This window comes from Shewanella sp. UCD-KL21 (assembly GCF_001957135.1).
In the GTDB taxonomy this organism is placed as follows: Bacteria; Pseudomonadota; Gammaproteobacteria; order Enterobacterales; family Shewanellaceae; genus Shewanella.
On sequence record NZ_MPHK01000009.1, the window covers coordinates 1 to 25,224 of the forward strand.

Here is a 25,224-nt window from a genome sequence, read left to right on the forward strand (position 1 = left end):
GCTAACTTGGGTTTGGCTCGGCTAACTTGGGTTTGGCTCGTCACATCTGTTGGCGTTGCCACTGTTACTTTAGCAAAAGGCATGACCGTTTTAATTTTAGCCTTGTTGGCTTTACGGGCATAAAAAGTACTGGTACTTAATTTATGCTGACGACAGAAAGCCGTGATCGTTAAGCCGCTAGCGGGCTGCTGTTTTATCAAAGCAGTCCAATCTTCATGAGAACGTTTAGCCATATTAACTCCTGATGTATAGTCAGGAGTTAAAATAAGGGATCAATGAAAGCAGTTGAAGATGTACTTGTCCGGACGTTTACGTTTCAACTATTTCATAGCAGTTGTTACACATTTGCTGTTTTATGTAGGCTAAATGGTTTGTATCGATAGGCTTTGTGCAATGTGGGCAGCTGAAAGCTTCGCCAATTTCCATTAGAAAATTTTGGAAGAAAATGTCTTCTAGAGATATTCTACGAATTTCTCTAAGCTCTTTTAGATTTAGATCTTCAAGTGTTGAGCTATCTAATTTGTTTTTAGAAATATTGAGAGAGTTATAACAACCGTAGTCGATAGAGAATACGTTATACGAAGTTCCTGAGTGGTCTTTGTGAGAGTATCCTTTTTTTCTTAGATGCATAACTCTGAAATCGATAAGATTTTGCATATGTTTATTTTTCGTATGTTTTTCTTGAACTAGAAAGTGAATTGATTTTTTATTCTCAATTACCTCTTTAACAATCTCCGTTAATAGCTGCCTTTCTACTGGATGTTTATCTATTTGTTCTTTTTTGTCAGTTTCATACCATTCAGAATTAGCAGATCGCAGATTTTTTACGCTAATACGCTTTGCTGATGTGCCAGATGACAGTAAGAACTTATCATATGCGTTTATAAACAAGTTCATAAAGTCACGAGGTATTCCTGCACTAGCTACTAATATTTCATTCAGAGCAACGTTTGCCAAAAATACATTTATAAGTTTTTCTTTATTTGATTTATAATCTCTCAATAAGCTATTTATTGAGAGAGAATCAATTGACATTAAGTGCTTGTAAACTAGGTCGTTGAAAAAGTTTCTAGTTTCTAACTTGTTGACCTCAAAAACGTAACGCATATCAAGCGGATAACCAAAAATATCCCCACCATCTTCAAGGCCGAAAAATTTCTCATCAGTTTTAATACCTAAGTTTGTTCGATTTGGTATGGCTGCAATTTTTAATGTCACAGGGATTGCAGAAAAACTTTTTTTAAGTATTTCAGCTAAATATATTTGAGTACTTAGTTCTACTTCTGACCACTCATCAAGCATTAAGGTGATACGTTTTAGCGACAATGTTTCCAGTATACCCTCTATTACATTCGTAATATCCAATATAGAAATATACGAATTTAGTGTTTTGTCCCCAGATACCTTTTTTTGTGAATCAGATTTAACTTTTAATTCCGGAGATTTAGAAAGTTTAGCAGCCCCTCCTAAACTTTGGATTTCCTCTTCTGAAACTGTCAAAGATGTCGGTTTATTAAACTTTCTACCATCGAATTCTAAGTATATACGTTCAAGTTTTTCTATTAGGCTACGACCTTTAATCTCTAGAAGGTGACCATTTTTATTGTCAAATTCGTTAATGTCACATATATGCTTGATATTCAAATAGAGTGTATGAGCCAATTCCTGCATTAAGTATTTGAATATTAAAATAGAATTAGTTTCTTGAGATCCTTGCTCATTAGACAGCAAAGGAACTATGCGACGTATATCAATATAAATGGGAAAGTTTTTGTGAGTTTGTAAATCAATAGATATTTTTTCTTCTAATGCTTTGAGTAAATGAGTCTTCCCTGAACCACGACGGCCATAAATAACAGTATTATTTCTATTATTTATATTATTTATATTTTCAGCACCAGAATAGAGCTCAATATAGCTTTCGTACTCGATGTTTTCAGCCCTTACATTATCAGCAAGGCCAGAAACACAAGCTTTAATGGCTTCAGATTTCAAATTAAGCATGTATATCCTTTGAGCGAAATTATTGGGGTTATGAATTTGTTGGGTAAGAATAAATTAATAGAGGAGTTGATAGACACATGTAATTAAATGGCATTATCTTCCTTAAATGGCGTGCTCGATGATTGTGTTCGAGGTTACCTGATTCTGACCTTAAATTGTTACATTTAATATCATTTGTATCTTTAATTCAATGTTTTACTTGGTTTTTTGTTGGAAAGTCTATCTGAGACCATTAGTTCAATCTAATCCATTGCCTGCCGCAGGTGCTGTATAGGATATACGAATGTCGCGATCACATGGATGTGAAAGAGCGACCTTATGTGCAAGCAGGACTGTGACACGCTGCAAGTTCATCCCTGAAAGCTCGGCCATGACGTCCATGTCATGGACGGTCACAGCCGCGCTTACACCGGGATTATTACCTCTTCGATTTGACTGTATTTGTGGCAATTAAAAAAAGCTAAAAAGCAGAAAATCTATTTGCCTCCGACTCAATATGGATTGAGGTCATCGAGAAAAGTCCGTGAGCTTGGCATGGATGCCAAGCTAGCTTTCGAGGTGCAGGGATGCACCATCGGAAGCGTTAGGGCTTTTCGACAATGACTGAAGCAGTCTACAAACGAAGTCAAAAGCTGGATCAATCCCCATCGAAAATCATGCGCTTTTCAGCATTTTTCGGCGGGGCAGCGGGGTGTTCCAAGAGGGTATTGCTGTTGATACCCTTTTGGTCGGGTGTGGGCGAAGCGCCACGACGTTAATCCAAACGGAGTTTGGAAATACAGGCTGAAACCTAGATATCAAAATCAGCAGTGGGCAGAAAACCCACGACGTTAACTCAAAAGGAGTTTGGAATTACAGGCAGAAACCCCACAACTTTAATCCAAACGAAGTTTGGAAATACAAAAAGGAAACCAATGGTCTAAATATGCTAAGCGCCAAAAACGGTTTAAAATCACAAAAAATAGCAATAATTTAATGCTGTTAAGATGTTTTATTTTTTATCATTTACAATGCCTGTCCGACAAGAAATAATAACAACAATAATGATTTCTCTTGAGCTGAACTATGCCTACTCCTAATAACGCTGAAATTTTTGCTAAAGCAGAACAACTATGTCATGACAATGGCGTAAAGCTAACGGCAAAAAGAAAGAATGTTTTAGGTGTATTACTTAACTCCAGTAAACCCTTATCAGCCTATGAAATCGTTGATATTTACCGTGCAACACACCAAGAATCATTAGCGCCGATGTCTGTTTATCGTATGCTGGATATACTCAGTGAGCTGCCGTTAGTGCATAAGCTATCATCTGAAAATAAATACCTAGCTTGTTCACACATCACTTGCGCTCACAAACACCAAGTACCGCAGTTTTTGATTTGTAAAAGCTGTGGCAAAGTGGCTGAGAAGGGCATTCAAGCCAGCGTGATTGAGGCATTAAAAGAGAGCATTCAACAAGCGGATTTTCAACTGCTCAACTCTCAAATAGAATTACAATGCTTATGTAATGACTGCGCTAACCCTAGCGAAAAGCCTGATTAGCAACCCATCCTCTTTATCTGAAATCTGACACCTGACAGCTGGCAACTCAGCCCAACTGATAGATTCACCTCTCTATATTCCCAACAAAAAAGCGACCCCAAGGTCGCTTAATGTCATTGCGGCGTTGGCGATGCTAAGCGCTTGGCCGAAAAGCCCAAGCAGCAATTAATCCAGAAAATTAGAATTGATACTTAACACTTGCCGAAAAGTTTATCGGCTCACCCGGCATAGTCCATAACCTGTGATACGAGCTTTCAAAGTATTGCTCATTAAACAGGTTATTCACATCAAGCATTACACTAAACTTGCTGCTTAACTCTACCGCTGCTGACAGATTCACTAAGGTGTATGCAGGTAAAATATAATCAGGTGATGTGGTTTCACCTAGACGGTCGCCAACGTAATTGACCGTAGCGCCAAAGTAGGCTTCTTTACCCATAATGTCAGTGTGATGTCTTAGGGCAACATGACCCACATGCTCAGCGACGTTGATTAAGCGTGAACCTTTAGGAATCGGTACTCCCCAGTCATTATCAATCAAGTCGTTGGCTGTTCTTGCATCGGTATAAGCGTAGGCTAATTCAATGCTGGTATCAGCCGTTAGTAAGGTGGTCAGCTGAAACTCAACCCCCTGACTTTCAACTTCACCTAAAGTCGCTGAAAGCCCAGTGTCTGGCTCTGCGGTTAACATATTGGTTTTGCTGGCATCAAACAGTGCAAGGCTACCAGAGAACCGGTCAGCGACATTTTGCCATTTAAGACCGACTTCAAAAGATTTAGTTTGTTCTGGGTCAAAAGCATTTCTGTCTGAATCAAGCCCAGGATTAGGTCTGAAACCTTCAGCGTAGCTGGTGTAAATATTGATATTGTCATCCAGTTCATAGACAAAACCGAAACGAGAAGATACTTCAGTTTGATCTTGCTCTTGTGACTCATTATCCAGTTTATTTAAAATATGCTGATTAAAGCTATCGACCCTGAAACCCAATAACAGCTTGGCTTTATCAGTCAATTCAATTAAATCTTGTGCGTAAAAACCAAGGCCTTTTTGCTCTTCAGAGGTTAAGGTTGTGGGTGTGGTTTCAGGCTGATACATAGTGTAATCAGGGTTATTAGGATCGATTGAGTAGGTCGTATCGCCTGAGCCCCAAGCGGTTCGCCACACTCGATAATCAGTATCTAGCTGGAAGTTATAATAATCTAACCCAATTAATAGATTATTCGTTATTCCACCAAGCTCTAGGTCACCGCTGACTTCAAAACGCGCCGAGAAGTCTTGCGCCTGATAATCACGCTCTCTTCTTTGTCTTGATAACGTATTTGGGTCGCTATAAATCAGCTGGCGGCCGTCAGACAGTTCAGCATCTGAAGATTGACCTACAAAGGATGAATCCCGATAAGCTAAACCGGCTAATAAATGCCATGAGTTATTAAGCTGATGATTTAATAGTAGTTGGTGTCCTAGCGCCTCAACTTTATGGGCACCGTCTCGGGTATCACCATAAAAAGCAGCAGTATCGACAGCGTCAAAGTCATTATCTAACACATAGACACCGCGATCTAACGGCTTGCTTTGATGTAGGATTTCCATTTCATAACTTAAGCTAGTGGCGTCAGAGATATTCCACAAAAGTGACGGGCTTAAATTTAAGCTTTCAATATCAACATGGTCACGATAGGTCTCTGAATCTTCGTAAAAGCCATTAATGCGATAAGCAACATCGTCACTAATGCCTTTGGTGTGATCAAATTCGACTTGTTTTTGATTGAAATTACCTAAGGTTCCCTGAATATAACCCTGTTCATCAAATTGCGGTTTTTTGGTAATGATATTAACAGTACCGCCCGGTTCACCTTGTCCGTACAGTGCTGATCCCGGCCCTTTCATTACTTCAATGGTTTCAATATTGGCGGTGTTTCTGTTGCCGTTATAACCGCGGGAGTTAAAGCCGTTAACTAAGTAACCTGTTGGGTTATTCTCATCGCCTGAAAAGCCGCGAATAGCAAAGCTATCAAACATACCACCAGAGTTATTCTGTCTTACGATACTGGGCGAAAAGTCCAAGGCGTCCATGAAACGAGTAATGCCCTCGTTTTTGATGGTATCGGCATTAATTCTATCTACTGCTTGGGGGGTATCAATCAATGGCACGTTGCCTCGGTAAGGCTGCCAAAGTCTGTTTACCTCAATGCGCTCAATATCATCATTGGTTTCTGAGGTTGGGTTATTACTATCTTGCGCTAACGCACCATTAGAAATGACAATAATTGAATATAGAAAATGCTTTTTCACGTGCTTTGCCCTAATCAAGGATTAACTTAAAAACGTAATGTTATAACATATCATTTATGGCGTCAAAGTGAAGTCAGTAACAAATAGTCAATACAGGAAAATAATTACTGTTAAGCAAAAAAGCATAGATAGAAACATAGAAACAGAGGACGAGATAAAGGCATGCTTACCGATGTGGCTGCGCATGGCTTATAAGAGAAAATGTACATCATACCTATAGGGGCGAGTGGGTTGAGATAGCTGATAAATATGTATGTTTAGCAACGCACGGGTTAAGTTAGGTTTGTTGATTCTGATTTATTCCCTTAATTTATAAAGGCTTATTAAATGCTTACTTATTTCCTTTCTTATCAGAATGATTAAATAACACTTCATATCCTTACTTTTATTAGGTTTATTTAATGCGGCCTCATCTCCTTCCTTTTACTAGGCTTATTAAAATTATACTATTTATTATTTTAAGCAAAATAGTATCGCTGGATAAGTCATCTCAGCCTGTCAAATCGCTTCAATAGAGCTTTTACGTCTTATTTTGACCACGATAAAAAAATTAAAGCATTAATTTCACAGTGAAAAGGTAAATTCCTACTTAATGATGATCGTACGGTAAAACCTTACACCACCTGGTTTTGGTGATGATTAATGTATCTGTAATAGTGTTTAAGTTAGTGGTTTGAAGGGTTTAACCCTTCAATAGCGATTGTTATATCGTTTTTTTACGCAATATACTTCAGACAGATTTAAAAAATAAGTTTTGATTTTTTGACAAACATATTATTGCATCAATACTTAAATAATATTAGCTAAACACTATTATGTGATTTTATTTTCAACATTATCGGGAGTTTTAAAAAATGCCTCTTCATTCTAAAGATTCGGTCAGAAATGATTTGTTAGATGATGTCTACTCATCAAAAGACCTTTCAATGTCAATGCCAAAATACAAAATACCAGAAAATGAACATGATCCACGTCATGCTTATCAAGTGATTCATGATGAATTAATGCTAGATGGTAACTCTCGTCAAAACTTAGCGACTTTTTGTCAAACATGGATAGAAGACGAAGTTCATAAATTGATGGATGAATGTGTCGATAAAAACATGATCGACAAAGATGAATACCCTCAAACTGCCGAAATCGAAGCTAGATGTACCCATATGCTGGCAGAGCTTTGGAATTCGCCTGATGCTGAAAATACCTTAGGTTGTTCTACTACCGGTTCTAGTGAAGCGGCAATGCTTGGCGGTATGGCATTAAAGTGGGCTTGGCGCGAAAAAATGAAAGCGCTAGGTAAGCCAACTGATAAACCAAACATTGTTTGTGGCCCTGTACAGGTTTGTTGGCATAAATTTGCTCGCTATTGGGATGTTGAGTTACGTGAAATTCCGATGGAAGGTGATCGCTTAATTATGAGCCCTGAAGAGGTCATAAAACGTTGTGATGAGAACACCATCGGTGTCATCCCAACTCTAGGTGTGACTTTTACTTGTCAATATGAACCCGTTAAAGCGGTTCATGATGCACTGGATAAATTACAAGAAGATACCGGTCTAGATATCCCTATGCATATTGATGCGGCAAGTGGTGGCTTTTTAGCGCCGTTTTGTGAACCTGAATTAGAGTGGGATTTCCGTCTAGCTCGCGTTAAATCAATTAATGCGTCTGGTCATAAGTTTGGTCTGTCTCCTTTAGGGGTGGGTTGGATCGTATGGCGTGATGCATCAGCATTGCATGAAGATCTTATCTTCCATGTGAACTACCTTGGCGGTGACATGCCATGTTTCGCATTGAACTTCTCTCGTCCTGGTGGGCAAATTGTTGCGCAATATTATAACTTCTTACGTTTAGGCAAAGAGGGTTACCGCAAAATTCATAATGCTTGTTACGAGACTGCGCAGTATTTATCTGCCGAAATCGAAAAGCTAGGTATGTTCGAGATTATTTATGATGGTCATGGCGGCATCCCTGCAATGAGTTGGTCATTAAAAGAAGGTGTTGAACCTGGTTTTAACCTGTTTGATTTATCTGACCGAATCCGTTCTCGCGGCTGGCAAATTGCAGCTTATGCAATGCCGCCAAAACGAGAAGACCTTGTCATTATGCGTATTCTAGTACGTCATGGTTTTAGTCGAGATCAAGCAGACTTACTTGTCGATGACTTGAAGCGCTGTATTGATTTCTTCGCTAAAAACCCGGTTGTACACGGTAGTAATTCAGTAGAGTCCTCTGGGTTTAATCACGGATAACTGAAAGCGCTATTATTTGAGAGATTACTGACTGTGTCAGTAATCTCTCATTTTTTACATTGCTTGTTAAAATTGAGACAGTTATGGAAATTACAAAATTTTCGCGTATCAGTAAAATTGGTACCTACTTAAAAAGTCACTTCGGTTTGAGTCTTTTTCTTTTCTCGTTAGCGGTACTATTGTCTGGTGGTGTCATTGCTGCTGATAGCGCCGTTGCTGCAGCAAAAGATACTGCGGGCCCAATAGCATTTGTGTTCACCTATATCGCTAATAACCCTTTTGTGTTCTTATTTTTATCCATTGCATTAGGCTACCCTTTAGGGAAAATTACGGTAAAAGGCGTTAACTTAGGCTCGACTGCCGGAACACTCATTATCGGGGTGGGTATCGCGCTAACGGCATTTTCGGTTTATGGACTCAGTATTGATGCGCCAGGATTAGTCGAAGATATTTTTCTGATGATGTTTATGTACGCTATTGGTATGAAAGTGGGGCCGCAATTTTTCTCAGGCCTGAAAAGCGGTGGCATCGACTTTATTGTTATCGGGTTAATTGTTGTATTCAGTAACTTCTTGATTATTTTCTTTGGTGCCAAATTACTTGATTTAGCGCCAGGCTATGCTGCTGGGATTATCTCTGGTAGTTACACTGTTACTGCGGTTATGGGGGTTGCTCAATCGGCAATTTCTTCTGGTGCTGTGCAGATACCTGATGGTATGACAGCTGATCAAATCAGTGCCAATATGGCTGCGGGTTATGCAATTAGTTATATTTTATCAAGCATATTTATCATATTGCTCATAAAGTACCTTCCGGCAATGTCTGGTAAAGATCCTGTGAAAGCGGGTAAAGAAGCGGAAGAAATGTTTGGCGGCGGTGAGAACTCTGAACCTTTGCCTGGCACCAGTGGTTTTTCTAATCTTGGTGTATTGCCATTAGATATTCGTTCTTACAAAGTTGAGCATGATGAAATAGTCGGCCAAAGTGTGATGGCACTATTTGATAAGTTCCCACATGCGGCAATTTTAAAAGTTGTTCGTGATGATAAAGTGATCGATGCATCTGATAATCCGACATTACAGATGGGTGATGTTATTGGTATCCGCGGTAATTATCATGTTCTGATCGAAGGCGGCGACCGTACTGTCGGCACTGAGGTTGATGAGCCTAGGGCCCGTAATGTTGATATTGAAGTGGCTGATATTCATATTGGTAAATCTGAATATATTGGTAAAAGCATCGAACAAGTAGGTAAAGAGATTGGTTTTGGTGTTCATCTTAAAGCATTGTTTAGACAGGGCACTCAAATAGCTGCGCTTCCAAAAACAACGATTCAGGTTGGTGATGTACTGCGTTTAGCGGGTTCTGATTGGTGTGTAAAACAAACGGCAAGTAAACTTAATAGTGTGCCTATTGTTGAAAGTACCGTAACAGAAACCATGTATCTTGCACTTTCATTATTAATTGGTTTTGTTTGTGGACATGCGAGTGTCAATTTAGGTGGTATTCCGTTTGCACTGGGTACGTCTGCTGGTTGTATGCTTACCGGTATCGTTTTTTCATACTTAAGAACTCGAAACCCCACCTTAGGTGGACCAATGAGCGAAGGCGCTCGAAGCTTCTTACAAGATATTGGCTTAAGCTTATTTGTTGCGGTATTAGCAGCCTCTGTTGGGCCAAAAATATTGTCATCATTCCAAGGTATTATTGTTATTAAAATAGCGGGATTAGGGCTTCTTGGTGCACTATTACCACCATTGCTTGCTTGGGTATATGGATTGGTGTTCCGTCGTATGAACCCTGCCATTCTAGCTGGCGCTTGTGCTGGTGCACGTAATAGTACACCTGCAATGAAAGGTGCTCAGGATGCTTGTGAAAGTGATCTACCTGCTGTTGGTTACCCTGTACCTTATGCATTAACCTCAATGCTTGTATTGATTTTGGGTTATTTATCTATGGTTTTGTAACTGTTGAAATGTAGATATTAATCTATTTCAATTCGCAATCCATTCGATAAAAAAAGGGCTACAGGAGATATTTTCTGTAGCCCTTTTAAATTGAGTGTTTTAAGTGAATCATCTCTCAACAAGGAATATTTAATGACACCATCAGCCAGTGCTAAGCCTATTAAAATTGCGGTTAACGTGATGAGGTCGCGTTTGACCATTATTGGTTTTAATATTGCTGTTGCATCGTTTCAAATTGATCATCTTAATGGTGCCACTGCAGGCGATGCTTTAGGGCTGCAACAGGCGCTGCATGCTAGCTCACATATCTCACTATTATTAGCCATTGCGCTTTCGATGGCGGCAATGGTGAGTTATGTATACTCGAGTGAATATGATCAAGTTGGCACATGCACATCATGGCATATTATTGCAGGAGACTTGTTGATGTATTGCGGGCTTGCTGCCACTTTAGCGGGTTTTTTTGCCCCAATAGAGTCATCACTGAATTTAATGTTAGCGGGGAAGGATGCCTTATCAATACACTTTGATTTTTTACAAACAGCGATATTATTTGTCGGCAGTGTTAGCTGGTTTATGGCAACCTATATAGGCCCGCTTCATGCCTTGTCCCGTTCGCCATTTCCAAGAAAAAATAATATAGCATTGGCTATAGGTTATTTATTACTGCTTAGTGGTTTAGCTGGAATAACGGCAACGGCCGCCGCCATTGATATGAACGACCCTACCCGCGTTTCGGTGGCTCAATGGCTAACTGAATTTGTACAACCTATACGCTGGTAGTTGTCATTTCATGCTCTCGATGCATTTATTTTTAGATCTATCGTGGTTCCTATTCTGAGTCTTATCCCGTTATGAACAGGCTATCTCTTCTAATGGCGTTATAGGGGCTGTTGAGATACTAGAAGGGGAAGCTTTGTTTATCTTTTTATGGGCTAGCACATAGCTGGCAGATATGATTTTAGTTGTGCTGTTTAGTCTATTTCGCCCTTGGGCTTTAGCTTCATATAATACCGTGTCAGCATCAGCAATAATGTCTTCGATGAGTTGAGCCATATTATCGGCTTTGTATTGGTCGAAATTAAAATGACAAGCGCCAGTTGATACCGTGATGGGCTCAGGTGTCATTGCTATTGCGGCGATGTTACCCATGATCCTTTCGCAGACAATAGTGGATTGTGCTTGGTTAGTGTCAGGAAGCCATATTAAAAATTCTTCGCCACCAAATCGGGCGACTAAATCATAATCTCGAAGTGAATGAGCAATTTTTTGGGCGACTGCGACTAATACATCATCACCAGTTTGATGGCCAAAGCTGTCGTTTAACAGTTTAAACCGATCAATATCAATCAGGGCAATAGTGCCTTTTCCTTGACTGCGACAAAGCCTATTTAGATCTTTGTGTAGTGTTTGGTACACCCCGCGTCGATTAGGTATATTGGTCAAACTATCAAAATTAGCTAAGTGATACAGTTCTTTATTAAGCGCTTTAAGCTGTGCTTCTTGTTCTCTACGAATTAACTCGACTTCAACCCAAGACGCCATCAGTTGTAAAGCATCGATATCAACGTCGCGAAACGTTCTTGGGTAGGGTGTAGGGCTAGAGAAGTTAAGAGTGCCATAAAGTTCGCCGTTCAGGCGAATGGGTATACCAATATAGGATTCAAGTCCAAATGCTTTGTATGCCGGGTGTACTGCTAACGCATCATCTTTACCCATATACTCAATACCGACTGGGGCTTGAGCATGGCAGGTTATACTGCAATAGGTTTCATCTAAATCAAAGCTATCTTCAGGCTTTAGAGGCACTTCATCTGGGGTGACACAATATTTAACCACATATTTGCTGTTATCGATTTTAGATAAAATACCAATATCTAAATCAAACCGTTCTAAGCCCATCTTTAATAATTCAATGAGCTGATACTCGAAACCTTTATTGTGCTCTTGGGTGACTTGATACAACCTACGTATAACCCGTTCACTGCTTGATTTATTGGTCATTAATTTCATCCTTGCTATTAATTGGTCAACCCAGAGAAAGCGCAAGGGCGACGATTGAATATGCTTTTTTATTTTAGTTTTGAACTCTATTTATTCACATAGCAGCAGTTGTTGAGTGAAATTATTATTTACTGAGTTGATTGATAAAATAATAAACACTCACTAAAACATAAGCATCTCGGTCGATACTTGCAAGTCAAAATTACTTATCCATAAACAATTTTAAGGTTTATAACGCGCTGTTTGCAGCAGCATGTTTACTGAGGGAGGGATAGTCTAGCCGCGATTAGCTGGAAACTTAGTATCAATATATGCAGCAGCGAGTCAGAATGTGAACTTAGATGAAAACTGCAACAAAATATTCTGAGCAATGCTTTAAATCAAGTCTACAAGCAGTGCAATTACCTTGAGGGTCATTTAGCTTTTAAGGGTGCTGTTTTGCTTTTATCAAGCTGCAATAAAAACCAATAAAAAACTCATAAAAAAGCCCTTTAGAATATTAATCCTAAAGGGCTCATTATCGCTCTATGTTGCAAGAGCTGTTTTGCGCTAACAAAACATCAAGGGTAACGTCCAACTTATTTAGCAAGCAATTGCATACTCAATAGGTCTTCGGTTTTATTGCTGCTAACACTCACCTAAATTGTTAGGTATTGATGCCAGCAACAACATAATAGCTTTTAGTACGATTTGTGCATTTCAACAAAGATACGTTTGTAGCTGTTGATTACGCGATCAAATAATTTAGTCATCTTTTAAATCTCCACTCAATAATAATTTCAAATTAGTAGAGTTGGGGATGTAACTTGAAATCCATTCTGTTCAAGTCCAATCGACCTTCTCTCAACACAGGGCGAATATTAAAGCTTGTTGATGTTTTACTCAAACGAATAAAATTAATCCTAATCATTATTAAAAGTAATCCGAACAGATCGCCTTTGTGGTCACTATTTAAGCTTTATTTTGATATTTATGTTTATATTCAGTAGCTTGGTTTTTTGGTTAAAATTATTTAGGGTTAAAAAATATATTTCAAAACTTGATATAGATCTCATTTTGTTACTTAGAGCGTTTTTATTAGTAAAACATGGATTAGAAATCACAATTGTAAAAAAATGTAAAAAAATTCCTAGCAATATTTTAAGGGGTGGTCAATACATAAAAGTTGGTAGTTTGCGCCATTGCTCAAAACCCACCAAAAAGCCTATGAGAGCTGCAAGTGTGATTGATTTGAATCAAATTTAGATGATATAAAATAGCAGTGTGTACCATTAATTATTTAACTAAGCTGTTGTATTTGCTTGTTATGTAGTTTTTGTAGACTTGTTTTTCTTGCGTTGCATCACCTTTTACCGTTTAGCGTGATAGGTATCTCATTATTGCGATGCAAAGGCGAGATAAACTAAAAACGAAATTGAGTTACGGTAAGCTTAAGTTAACAATTTATTAACCTGTTTTTTAAGCGCTACTTTAGATTAATAAAATTATTTCCTGCAATAGCACTTTTGCAATTGAGGGAGTCGACATGACATTTGGATGTACTGGGTAAGGAGTCGCCAATGATTATTGAAGAGGTTGTGGAACTGTCACGGTTACAGTTCGCGCTAACAGCCATGTACCACTTTATATTTGTACCTTTAACGTTAGGTCTAGCGTTTATTTTGGCTATTATGGAATCCGTTTATGTGATGACTAATAACCAAATCTATAAAGATATGACCAAGTTTTGGGGTAAGTTATTTGGTATTAACTTTGCTTTAGGTGTGACCACCGGTTTAGCAATGGAATTCCAGTTCGGTACTAACTGGGCGTATTTCTCACATTATGTGGGTGATATTTTTGGTGCGCCACTGGCGATTGAAGGCTTAATGGCTTTCTTCCTAGAATCTACCTTAGTCGGTATGTTCTTCTTCGGTTGGGATCGCTTTAGTAAGCGTCAACATTTAGCGGTCACTTGGTTAGTTGCTATTGGCTCTAACATGTCTGCTTTATGGATCCTTATTGCCAATGGTTGGATGCAAAACCCTGTAGGGTCTGTGTTTAACTATGAAACAATGCGTATGGAAATGACCAGCTTCGCTGAAGTACTGTTCAACCCTGTAGCGCAAGTTAAGTTTGTTCATACCGTAGCATCAGGTTATGTTGCCGGCGCTATGTTCGTCTTGGCAATTAGTTCTTACTTTATCCTTAAAGGTCGTGATTTACCGTTTGCCCGTCGCTCGTTTGCGATTGCAGCAAGTTTTGGTATGGCGTCAATCCTATCGGTAATGGTACTAGGCGATGAGTCTGGCTATGAAGTCGGTGAAGTACAGCGCGTTAAATTAGCAGCAATTGAAGCTGAATGGCACACTGAACCAGCACCAGCAGCCTTTACTGCAGTGGGTTTCCCAAATCAAGAAACAATGGAAACTGACTACGCAATTAAAATCCCATACGTAATGGGTATTATTGCAACGCGTTCTTTAGATACACAAGTTACTGGTATTATCGACTTAATTGACGAGCATGAAATTCGTATCCGTAACGGTATGATTGCTTACTCTTTACTTGAGCAACTTCGCGCAGGTAATGAGACAGAGCAAATTCGCGCCGACTTTGAAATGACCAAAGGCGATTTAGGCTATGGTTTACTGCTGAAACGTTACACTGACAATGTGGTCGATGCGACAGAAGAGCAAATTAAGGCCGCTGCTAAGGATTCTATTCCTAAGGTTGCCCCAATTTTCTGGTCATTCCGTGTCATGGTTGCGTGTGGTGTGATTATGCTATTGGTATTTGCTGCGGCATTCTGGCAAAGCACTCGTCATAAAATTGAAGAAAATCGCTGGGTATTACGTGCTGCGCTTTACAGCTTACCACTGCCTTGGATTGCAATTGAATGTGGTTGGTTTGTGGCAGAGTATGGCCGTCAACCGTGGACCATTTCAGAGGTCCTACCGACCTTTATGTCAGCATCAACGCTAACACCAAGTGATATATGGTTCAGTATCATTTCAATCACAGTGTTCTACTCAATCCTATTAGTGATTGAAATGTTCTTAATGTTTAAGTTTGCTCGTCTTGGCCCATCATGCCTTAAGACAGGTAGATATCATTTTGAAAACCAAGATGCTTAATCTGAGGACCTGATTATGTTTGATTATGAAATGCTAAGATTTATCTGGTGGGCTCTGGTTGGCGTATTGCTAGTTGGGTTTGCTGTGACAGATGGTTTTGATATGGGTGTGGGTGCGTTATTACCAATTATTGGTAAAGATGACACTGAGCGCCGTATCATGATTAACTCGATTGCGCCGCATTGGGATGGTAACCAAGTTTGGTTAATTACTGCAGGTGGCGCGTTATTTGCCGCTTGGCCAATGGTTTATGGTGTGTCTTTCTCAGGCTTTTATGTGGCAATGATGTTGGTGTTGTTTGCCTTATTCTTGCGCCCTGTAGGCTTTGATTACCGCTCAAAAATTGAAGATCCAAGATGGCGCAAGTCATGGGATTGGGCCTTGTTTGTTGGTGGTTTTGTACCGCCGTTAATCATCGGTGTTGCTTTTGGTAACTTGCTTCAAGGTGTACCTTTTGACTTTGATCAATTCTTACGTGCAACTTACCACGGCGGCTTTTTTGGTCTACTAAACCCATTTGGTTTATTAGCAGGCTTAATCAGTGCGCTTATGATGATGATGCAAGGCGCTTCATGGTTACAAATGAAGACCGAAGGTGAGCTACGTGTTCGTGCTGCTAAAGCATCACAAGTTTGTGGCCTACTGGTAACTGTGTTATTTGCAGTTGCGGGTGTTTGGGTGGTTAATGGTATTGATGGTTATGTGATTACTTCGGTAATTGATACTGCTGGTCCTTCTAACCCAACCACTAAAACCGTTGCTATAGAAGCAGGCGCATGGTTAGTTAACTATGATAAGTATCCTCTGACTATGCTGTTCCCAGCATTAGGTTTGTTGATGCCAATCTTGGTTATCCTAGCAAGTCGCTTTAACCGTAGTGGTTTCGCATTCTTTTTCAGCTCATTAGCTATTGCAGGTATTATCGTGACATGTGGCGCAGCAATGTTCCCATTCATCATGCCTTCATCGCTTGATCCAAATGTGAGCTTAACCATGTGGGATTCTACTGCAAGTGAAATAACCCTTAATGTGATGACTTGGGCGGCGATTATCTTCGTACCGACAGTATTAAGTTACACCATTTGGACTTACTACAAGATGTTTGGCCGCTTAAACCGCGACTTCATCGAAAATAACAAAACATCACTTTATTAATAAAGGAGCCATTATGTGGTATTTCGCTTGGATTTTAGGTGTATTACTGGCCTGTGCTTTTGGCATCATTAATGCGCTTTGGCTTGAAAACACTGAAAACTTAGACCGTATTAACGAGTCTGAAGCTAAAAATAAGTAAGTGTTTTAAGTTGTAAAATATCAAACCCTGCCTAGTGCAGGGTTTTTTATTGGTTTTTTAGGGCAGCTTAATCAATCACGCTGCTGATTTAGCAAAGGAGCAATTAACGATTTTCTCAAAAGCCTCATAAGCCATTAGGTGACTGAGGGATTTTTTTATTACAATAGTGATTTACCTGTCTGAGAGTTGCTATGTCTAATAATGCCGGTGCCGAGATTGTGCTAATCCATTTATTTGTGCATTTAGTCAATGCGGGCAGTTTTACTCAAGTGGCCAATGAGCTGCAAATTCCTGTAGCTACCGTAAGCCGCAAAATAGCTAAGCTTGAAGCCCACCTTAATACGCAGCTGATCATGCGCAGTACGCGGCGCATTCGCTTAACTGAAGAAGGCGGGGCATTGTTTGAGCGCTATCAAGGGGTGATCGCACAACTTGATGTGCTCAACCATCCATCGAAAGCGAAGCCTGAAGGTACCTTGCGCTTAGCCACACCCATTTCTATTACCTCAATGTTGCTGATGGAAGCGATAACCGAGTTTTCGATTGCTTATCCTGATATTCAATTACACATCAGCCAAAATAACCAGACTATTGATTTAATTGATGAAGGTGTTGATGTCGCCATTGTCGGTGGTGCCCAGCCTGATTCATCTTGGGTGTCTAAGTTATTTGGGGTGCTGCATTATGGTTTGTTTGCCGCGCCCAGTTATTTAGACAAAGCGGCAGCAGTGACCCACCCTGAGCAGTTAGTTGAGCATAATTTAGTGAAAATGTGGCCGCTGTTTAATTGGATTTTAATTCATAAGCAGTTGGGGGAGTTTTACTATGAAGGCCCGGCAAAACTGACCTTATCGGATATTCACGGCGCGGTGAAAGCAACAGTAGCAGGAGCGGGGATCATGTATGGTCCCAGTAAATTTGTTGAGCAAGAAGTGGCCTCAGGGGCATTAGTGCCAGTACTACCTCAGTGGCAGGGTGAGACCCGGCGTATTTCGCTGCTATACCATCAGCGCAGTCATCAGCCGCTTAAAGTACAATTGTTTTTAGACTTCATGTTGGCAAAGTCAGCGTCAATATTTGGCTAGCAACTGGGGTTGCTAGCCAACAATAAGGTGTAGTTTGTCGATAGATACTTAAACTAAATACACATCTAAACTACAAGCGCCATGGGCACCGACGACTAAGGCTTGCTCAATATCGGCAGTCTTTGACGGACCAGCAATAAACACCCCAAATGATGGCACGGCACTGTCAATTAGCTTCATTGCCTGATGCATGTCTTGCACTATGTCATCGGCGGCAATGGTGATAATCAGGTTTTCACAGATAAACGGCGTCACTCGATGGCTTTGGGGTAACGATACCCAAATAGCGCCATTTTCAGCGACTGCTATCTCGCCTTTCAGTACGGTAAAGTCAATGTCTTGCATCGCATGGGCTGTGTCAGGCTGCTGACGGTTGCCGCTGACGCCATCAACCATTGATAGCACTTGTTTACCTTGGCTGATCAGCTCATGGGTATAGCTATTTAAGGCAGCAATACCACCATCTTGAATCAGTCTACCGGCAACGGCGCTGAGGTTAGTGTTAAATGCACTGACTAAGTCCATATCTCGTAATGGGATATCGATAACTGGCATAGTGGCTGTTGCCACGGCAGATTTTTGCAATGCTGCCAAAATGGTATTTTTACTGGACATATTATTGGCCTCTATTACGTTTAAACCAAGCTTCAAAGCTCGACTTTGGTGCCTGTGGTAATTCGCGGTATTTACCCCAAGCGCCAGAAAATGGCTTTAATAAGCTATGGGGTAAAATACGTAATGATGTTCTTGCCGCACTCATTGAGCAGTTCATTGCTGTGGTACTGCTCATAAATTTACCGACTAATGGCATGTAATGCTTTTTGCCATAAGGTAAGCGGTTTTGCTCGGCTTTAATGCGGCGGTGACGGGCAATAATTTTATCCAGCGGCACTTGTGTTGGGCAGACAAAGCTACAACTGCCACAAAGAGTACATCCCCAAGGCATAGAGTCCGTTTTGTCGTGCTGCGCGCCTACTGCAATCCCAATTGGGCCTGGGATGGTGTAGTTATAGCTATAACCACCAGAGCGGCGATACACAGGGCAGGTATTTAAACAGCCACCACAACGAATACACTTCAGTGACTCAGCTAAAATCTTGTCTTGCATCATTGCGCTGCGGCCATTATCAACAATAATAATGTGCATCTCACCATCTGGCTTTGGCGCGTTGTAGAAAGACGAATAAGAGGTAATAGGTTGGCCAATGGCATTTCTGGCTAAGGTTCTTAATAGTACCCCAGCACTGTCTAAATTGGGCACGACTTTATCAATGCCCATAGAATGCAATTGCAGCGCAGGTAAGTTTGCCCCCATATCAGCATTGCCTTCATTGGTGCACACCATGACGCCACCTTGATCGGCAATAGCCATGTTGACCCCTGTCATTGCCGCATCAGCAGATAAAAATTTCGCTCTTAAATGGGCGCGAGCTGCGCGGGTCAGGTAAGTGGGATCAGACTCGCCAGCAGTGGTGCCAAGCTTGTGGTGAAATAGTTCACCCACTTCTTCTTTTTTCATGTGAATAGCAGGCACCACAATATGTGATGGCGGCATACCGGCAAGCTGAATAATGCGCTCACCTAAATCGGTATCAATAACTTCAATGCCGCGCTCTTCAAGGTACGGGTTTAAATGACACTCTTCAGTGAGCATTGACTTTGATTTGACCAGCTTTTTGACATTGTGCTTTGCCAAAATACGATGGGCAATTTCATTATGCTCAGCGGCATCTTTAGCCCAATGAACCTGCACGCCATTTTCAAGGCATTTAGCTTCAAATTGCTCAAGATATTGGCCAAGGTTACTTAAGGTATGCAGTTTAATTTCAGAGCCTAATTGGCGTAATTGTTCCCACTCAGGAATTTGCTTTGCAGCGCGATCGCGCTTTTCTCTGAGTAACCATAAGGCTTTTGAATGCCAATCGACGCGAGACTCATCGCGGCAAAAAATGTCGGCCTTTCTAGCGTGAGTCGCTTCAGATGAATGATTGTTTGACATAGCAAAGCCTCCTATAGAACTGAGTTAATGATTTGCGCGATATGGCGAGTTTGGATCGGTAATTGTTGGCGGCGGATCATGCCATCAAGGTGCATTAAACATGATGGGTCAAACCCCACAACAAATTCAGCTTGTGTGGCTGCGTGGGCTTGGGCTTTATCTTTGCCCATTTTTGCCGATACTGCGCCTTCGTCTACGGCAAAGGTGCCACCAAAGCCGCAGCATTCATCACGGCGATCAGGATAGACAATGGTTAAGCCGTCAATATTTTGCAGCACAGCTTCAACTTTATTAAATTGTCGGCCCATGCTTTCGCTTGGAGTAGCAAGACTCAGCATTCTGATCCCATGACAGCTCATTTGTAGGCTAACCTTGGTATTCAGAGGTTTCGAAAATTGCTTAATTGGGGCAATGTCATGTAAAAATTCGGTCAGTTCATACAGCTTGCTGATAACCTTTTGGGCTTCTGGGCTATTGTCAAACTCATGGAAATTTTCTTTGGCAGCCACTAAGCAAGATGCAGCAGGGCAAACAATGGCATCACACTCAACATTTTTAAAAGCGTTAAGTAGCTTCATGGTGGTGTTTCTTGCTTCGTTAAAGCAGCCTGAGTTGGTCATCGGTTGGCCGCAGCAAGTTTGACCTGAAGGCAATATCACTTCATGGCCAAGCTTTTCTAATAATTCAAGCGTAGCAACGGCGACTTCTGGCAGCATTTGATTGACGAGACAAGGTATAAACAGTGCAATTTTCATAGCATATTCTCTGTTAAGAATAAGAGTAACTGATAGGTCACAGCGCTAATTAAGGTCATAAAAATAGCGCTGTGACATTTAGGAGGATTAATGTACTGTTTTAAATTTGCAAAAAGTAGAGGTAAAAAAGCAAATGTGCGGGGTTACTTTCTCATAAATGCAATAAGCATTTGATGAGGGTTAGGGCATTGCTAATTAAGTAATTGGTTTTATAGTCGCTTTGCCAAATACCTGATGATTTTACTCTATGATCATTTCTGTTTGGTTTTAACAAGATGACTGTTGTTTAAGTGTCAAAAGTCACTTGCCTTGGTTCATGTGTGCGATTTTGTGTTTATCGCTTATGCTCTTAAGGTATCAACTTGCGATCTGCATTAGCTGTAATAACGGCAGCATAAACATCGGCACAATCAAGGTTAATGGAAAAATAACGGCCAATACGTGAAGGTATTGATTCACCGTTTGTTTGCTAAAAATGTTCATTGCAGGACTCCTTAAAATAGATGACAGGAGTTTAGCGAAAATCTTATTACTGATTAAGCCACCTAGCTTACTAACAGTTATGCAGAAATTGCACAGCTGAGCTAATTTACCAAGCTATAAACACGAAAACGGCGCTTAATAGCGCCGTTTTGTTATAGGTATAACCGCCTTTTTTATACGACGCTATTACCGCCTTTATATTAGACGCTTATCGGTGCAAGGCTTGGCTGTTGTTGTGCCCTTGTCTTCATTAATAATAGGTACATAGTTGGCACCCAAATTAACGATAACAAGGTGGTGAGTAAGGTGCCGCCTGCAATCGCTATCGCAAAGGGAGGCCAGAAACCGCCGCCTGCGATAATCAGTGGTAAGAAGCCGCCAATGGTGGTGATCGTGGTTGATCCAATATGTCTGCCGCAGCCGCTAACAATGTTTATGATAGTTTCAAGGTTGCCAAGTCTTGCCTCTGGCATGTCTTCAAGTTCTGCCAAAATAACAATAGCGGCATTAATGGCCAGCCCCATTAGGCCTAATAAGCCGATAATCACGGTAAATCCAAAAGGAAATCCAAACACATACACTGCCAGCAGCCCAAGACCAGCTGATTGAAAGGCGCTTAATAAGATAATCGCAGTTAATCTAAATGAGTTAAATGACAGCACCACAGTGGCCAGTAATAAGGTCACCACCACTACGATGTTTGACAGTAAATTGCCTACCGCTTCATTACGTTTGGCGCTTTCGCCGCCGATCTCGATATGGTAACCCGCTGGCAGATCAATTTGGGCGAGTTTATCTTTAACATCATTGAGTACTTTTCCGGGCAGCACGCCACTGACAATGTAGGTTTCAATGGTGTTAACCCGCTCGCCATTGCGCCTTGGGATCCCGCCGCGACTGACATTGATTTCATTGTGGGAAATGGCTGACAGCGGAATAATATTGCCATTATTTGAGACTAAATTAAGCTCAGATAAACGAGTGGCTTGCTCTCTTGAACTATCCGCTAACCTTACTCTTACTGGCAGCGATTCGGTTTGCTCTAAAATACTGCCGCCGATGATACCTGTGGTGGACATTTCAATTTGTTTGGCGATATCAGTTAAGCTTAAGCCACTCATTAAGCTGGCATCTTCATTGATTTGCATCCACACCTTTGGCGAACCTGCACTTAAGGTGGCGCGGGTATGGATCACATCTTTGGTTTGCATAAACAAGCCGCGGGCCTGTTCTCCTAGCTGAGTTAATACATCTAATGATGGCCCGTAAATGCGTAATTCAACTGGGGCGTTAAAGGGTGGGCCCTGTTCTAGTTTTCTCACTAAAATCTGCGCTTGGGGAAAAGCATCATCAAACTCAGCTTGTAGCGATAAAATCAGTCGATTCGCCGCATCAAAGTCGGTCACTTTGACCATGGCTTGGGCGTAGTTAGCCGCCCCTTGTTGGCGCTGAGTCAGGTTATAATAAAACGATGGCGTATTGCCGCCAATCACCCAAGTGCTCATTTCAACATCTTCAAGCGCCCGTAAACGCTGGTCAATTTGTTCTACCTGTTGACGGGTATTGGCTAAACTCACGTATGGCGCAAGATATACTTCAATTTGAAACATATCCCGATCTGATGGCGGAAAAAACTGCTCGGTCATTTTAGTTGAAGCAACAAAACCGACAACCGGCAAAATACCAATCAGCACAGCGGTGATCAGCGGTCTTTTTAAGCCAATGCGTAAACTGGTTTGAAAGGCATGACTAAGACGAGGGAAGGCCATACCTTTTTGATACCACGCCATAGAGGCATCATCTTGGCTAAAGCGCCCCGCTAAACCAGCAATAATGGTGTGTGAAATTAAGTATGAGCCAAGTAGGGCAAACATCACTGAAATGGCGATACCACCAACAAACTCACCTGCAGCGCCGGGCATTAATACTATCGGAGCAAAGGCCAGCATGGTGGTAATGGTAGAGCCCGCTAGCGGCAGCCATAAGTGGTGCAAGGTTTTACTCACGGCTTCAAGTTTACTTAAGCCTTGTTTGCGGCGCTGGGCAATAGCATCAACAATCACAATGGCGTTATCCACCATGATCCCTAGTGCCACCACTAAACCAGTGACTGACATTTGATGAATGGGCAGTCCGGTGTACTTCATACAGGCGAGGGTAAATAAGGCAGTAAGGGGCAATGACAATGCCACAATCAGCGCATTTCTGAGCCCAAGAGTGAGCATCAGCACCAGTAATATGATCACAAAACCTTGAACCAAATTAATGACTAAATCGCCTAAGCGCACACTGGTATAGCCTTGCTGATCAAACAGCCATTGCACTTGAATGTTAGCCGGTAAATTAGCGCTAAAGTCATCGACAACTTGGCTTACTTGCGCTTGCCATTGGTCAACCCGGTTATCGTCAAGCATTCGGGCCGACACTAATACCCCTTCAGCGCCATTAATCAGCGCGATGCTGGTGGCGGGGGTTTTAGGCTGACGGCTAATATTGGCGACATCACCTAGGCGAATGATCTGACCGTTAGTATCAATTTTTAACGGTACCTGACCCACGCGAGTGATTGAATCAAGCTCGCCAGAAACTTCAATGAGGGCTTTAAAGGTGGCGTTATTGATTTCACCCGCTGATATCTTGCTGTCGGCATTAGACAAAATAGCGGCAATAGCAGCAGGGGTTAATTTAAGTTGACTGATTTTATTGCCATCAAGCTCAACCAGAATTTCTTCATCTGGGGTGCCAGACAATTTAACGAAGTCGGTACCATTAAGTACCCGTAACTTGCTTTGTAGCTCCTTAGCATAACGCTTGAGTACGTCAGTACGGATAGGGCTGTCGTTTTGCCAAACTAAGCCTAAAATCGCGGTGTTGGCGTAACCTGTTTGGTCATCCAAAATGCTGTTTTGCGCCGGTAGCGGCAATGTGGATTTACTGTCGGCGACTAAATCACGGGCTCTAGACCAAACCGGAGCCGTGTCGGTTACCGTGTCTTTAAGCTCTAACTGGATAACGGAAATACCTGGGCGCGAGGTAGATTGCACTAGCTTTAATTCTTCTAAGCGGCGCAGTTGGTTTTCTAACACTTCAGTGACCAAAGCTTCCACTCGCTCTGCCGATGCGCCAGGGTAGTGAGTCACCACCGAAGCAAAGCGGTTGGTAATGTTAGGGTCTTCAGTTCGGGGTAAACTGCTAATGGCGCCGAGTCCTGCCACCAATAGCAGGGCAATCATTAAACTTGCTAGCCTGCCATTTTCAACAAAGGCCTTAATCATAATGACCTCGCCACAGCTTGTGAGCTTGGGCTAACAATTTGGCCGACCACCAATTTATGTAAGCCCTGAGTGACAATGACATCATTTTTATCAATCGCGCCATTAATAAAGGCTTGTTGCTGGTTGGTGTAAATAATATCAACGTCGCGGCGCTCTATTTGGGCTTGTCCGTCAGCGGTTTTGGTGACCACTAACACGTTCCATAAGCCTCGCATACCATCAGTGAGTGCTGAAATTGGCACCCAGTAACCGGCGCTATTGACCTGTTGTTGGTATTCAAGATAAGCGATTTCACCATTGATCATTTGGCTGTTATTAGGTAAGTCTACCCGCAGCTGCACAGTGCGAGTGACCGCATCGATTTCTGCGCTGATCCCGGCAATGGTGCCTGTGTAGGTTTGATTGCCGACAGTAATGTTGACGCTTTGATTGGTTTGCATCGTCATGGCGACCGTGTTTGGCACCCCAATGTAAGCCTGCTGCTGGTTGTTACCAATCAAGGTAAACACTGGGCTGCCTAAGGCGATAACTTCGCCCATATTGTGGTGACGCTTACTGATGTTGCCATCAAATGGTGCCACTAATGTGGATTTTTCTAGCTTTAATTCGGTAGCATACAGTGAGGCTTTTAAGCGCTTTTGATTGGCTTGCAGGCTGGCGACTTGCTGCTGGCTTTCATCAAACTGCTGCTGAGAAACATACTGCTTTTTCTTCAGTTCAACGGAGCGATTAAGGTTACTTTGAGCTAAATCTAAATCGGCTTGGGTTTGCAGTAGTGACGCCGCTAATTGTTGCTGCTCAGCTTGGAGTAATTGGGTATTAAGCTTGGCCAGTTTTTGCCCTTTAATGACGCTATCGCCGCTATCTACAACAATGTCGCTTAATTTACCCGCCAGCTCAAAGCCGATGGCGGTGGTATCGCTTGAGCGCACAATACCAGTGTACCGCTGCTGCTGAAGGTAACTGCTACTGGCATTAAGTGGCTGGGTCATCACACTAGGAATCGTCACCGTTGCCGTATTGGATATCGCGGCCTCATTACAGGCCGTTAACAATATCAAACTGATGATAATGCCGAGCTTATTGACGCGACGCTGTACGGTGACTTTATTCATGGTGAACATTCCTATTGCTACTGCAATTTCCTTAATTTCAATT

General features: G+C 41.6%; 18 protein-coding genes. 8 read left to right on the forward strand and 10 right to left on the reverse strand.

The window, feature by feature from the left end:
• Together BM739_RS09760 and BM739_RS09765 are read right to left on the reverse strand one after the other, a co-directional pair.
• Positions 1–233, reverse strand: a 233-nt coding sequence (locus BM739_RS09760) for a peptidase (protein WP_076540117.1), incomplete at its 3' end; no start/stop codon positions are given.
• A 76-nt stretch (positions 234–309) separates the two neighbouring features.
• Positions 310–2,004, reverse strand: coding sequence for a chromosomal replication initiator DnaA (locus BM739_RS09765; RefSeq protein WP_076540119.1), 1,695 nt, complete (start codon positions 2,002–2,004; stop codon positions 310–312).
• 1,065 nt (positions 2,005–3,069) lie between these two features.
• On the opposite strand from BM739_RS09765, the gene BM739_RS09770 reads away from it, so the two are divergent.
• Positions 3,070–3,546 (forward strand): Fur family transcriptional regulator, encoded by a 477-nt coding sequence (locus tag BM739_RS09770; RefSeq protein WP_076540122.1) that lies wholly within the window; start codon positions 3,070–3,072, stop codon positions 3,544–3,546.
• Positions 3,547–3,724: 178 nt separating this feature from the next.
• Here BM739_RS09770 and BM739_RS09775 read toward each other — a convergent pair whose 3' ends face one another.
• A complete protein-coding gene (locus BM739_RS09775; RefSeq protein ID WP_076540125.1) occupies positions 3,725–5,839 on the reverse strand; it encodes a TonB-dependent siderophore receptor in 2,115 nt (704 codons plus the stop codon).
• A gap of 854 nt (positions 5,840–6,693) precedes the next feature.
• Here BM739_RS09775 and BM739_RS09780 point away from each other — a divergent pair.
• From BM739_RS09780 to BM739_RS09790, 3 genes are all read left to right on the forward strand, one after another.
• Positions 6,694–8,088 (forward strand): glutamate decarboxylase, encoded by a 1,395-nt coding sequence (locus tag BM739_RS09780; protein WP_076540128.1) that lies wholly within the window; start codon positions 6,694–6,696, stop codon positions 8,086–8,088.
• Between the two features lie 83 nt (positions 8,089–8,171).
• Complete coding sequence (locus BM739_RS09785; RefSeq protein ID WP_083698122.1) at positions 8,172–10,055, forward strand: aspartate:alanine exchanger family transporter; 1,884 nt, start codon at positions 8,172–8,174, stop codon at positions 10,053–10,055.
• A 132-nt stretch (positions 10,056–10,187) separates the two neighbouring features.
• Positions 10,188–10,838, forward strand: a complete 651-nt coding sequence (locus BM739_RS09790; RefSeq protein WP_076540130.1) for a hypothetical protein — start codon at positions 10,188–10,190, stop codon at positions 10,836–10,838.
• 69 nt (positions 10,839–10,907) lie between these two features.
• Here the strand turns inward: BM739_RS09790 and BM739_RS09795 are convergent, their stop codons facing one another.
• Positions 10,908–12,059 (reverse strand): sensor domain-containing diguanylate cyclase, encoded by a 1,152-nt coding sequence (locus BM739_RS09795; RefSeq protein WP_076540134.1) that lies wholly within the window; start codon positions 12,057–12,059, stop codon positions 10,908–10,910.
• Between the two features lie 1,559 nt (positions 12,060–13,618).
• Here BM739_RS09795 and BM739_RS09805 point away from each other — a divergent pair.
• The 4 genes from BM739_RS09805 to BM739_RS09820 all read left to right on the forward strand — a co-directional run bounded on the left by BM739_RS09805 (position 13,619) and on the right by BM739_RS09820 (position 17,554).
• The gene (locus BM739_RS09805) at positions 13,619–15,175 is read left to right on the forward strand and encodes a cytochrome ubiquinol oxidase subunit I (protein WP_076540138.1); all 1,557 of its coding nucleotides are present in this window, start codon (positions 13,619–13,621) and stop codon (positions 15,173–15,175) included.
• 15 nt (positions 15,176–15,190) lie between these two features.
• The gene (cydB, locus tag BM739_RS09810; RefSeq protein ID WP_076540140.1) at positions 15,191–16,330 is read left to right on the forward strand and encodes a cytochrome d ubiquinol oxidase subunit II; all 1,140 of its coding nucleotides are present in this window, start codon (positions 15,191–15,193) and stop codon (positions 16,328–16,330) included.
• 13 nt (positions 16,331–16,343) lie between these two features.
• A complete protein-coding gene (cydX, locus tag BM739_RS09815; protein WP_076540142.1) occupies positions 16,344–16,469 on the forward strand; it encodes a cytochrome bd-I oxidase subunit CydX in 126 nt (41 codons plus the stop codon).
• Positions 16,470–16,660: 191 nt separating this feature from the next.
• Complete coding sequence (locus BM739_RS09820; RefSeq protein ID WP_076540144.1) at positions 16,661–17,554, forward strand: LysR family transcriptional regulator; 894 nt, start codon at positions 16,661–16,663, stop codon at positions 17,552–17,554.
• 48 nt (positions 17,555–17,602) lie between these two features.
• Here BM739_RS09820 and BM739_RS09825 read toward each other — a convergent pair whose 3' ends face one another.
• The 6 genes from BM739_RS09825 to BM739_RS09845 form a co-directional block, all read right to left on the reverse strand.
• Positions 17,603–18,169 carry an LUD domain-containing protein gene (locus BM739_RS09825; protein ID WP_076540146.1) on the reverse strand — a complete coding sequence of 189 codons (567 nt, stop codon included), beginning with the start codon at positions 18,167–18,169 and terminating at the stop codon, positions 17,603–17,605.
• 1 nt (position 18,170) lies between these two features.
• Positions 18,171–19,553: a lactate utilization protein B gene (locus BM739_RS09830; protein ID WP_076540148.1), complete on the reverse strand. Its 1,383-nt coding sequence runs from the start codon at positions 19,551–19,553 to the stop codon at positions 18,171–18,173.
• Between the two features lie 11 nt (positions 19,554–19,564).
• Complete coding sequence (locus BM739_RS09835; protein WP_076540150.1) at positions 19,565–20,308, reverse strand: (Fe-S)-binding protein; 744 nt, start codon at positions 20,306–20,308, stop codon at positions 19,565–19,567.
• A 357-nt stretch (positions 20,309–20,665) separates the two neighbouring features.
• The gene (locus tag BM739_RS20660) at positions 20,666–20,791 is read right to left on the reverse strand and encodes a hypothetical protein (protein WP_303046094.1); all 126 of its coding nucleotides are present in this window, start codon (positions 20,789–20,791) and stop codon (positions 20,666–20,668) included.
• A gap of 200 nt (positions 20,792–20,991) precedes the next feature.
• Complete coding sequence (locus tag BM739_RS09840; RefSeq protein ID WP_076540152.1) at positions 20,992–24,066, reverse strand: efflux RND transporter permease subunit; 3,075 nt, start codon at positions 24,064–24,066, stop codon at positions 20,992–20,994.
• Entirely contained in the window at positions 24,063–25,181 is a 1,119-nt protein-coding gene (locus tag BM739_RS09845) for an efflux RND transporter periplasmic adaptor subunit (RefSeq protein ID WP_076540428.1), read from the reverse strand. Before BM739_RS09845 ends, BM739_RS09840 begins: the two co-directional genes overlap by 4 nt.
• Positions 25,182–25,224: the final 43 nt, after the last annotated feature.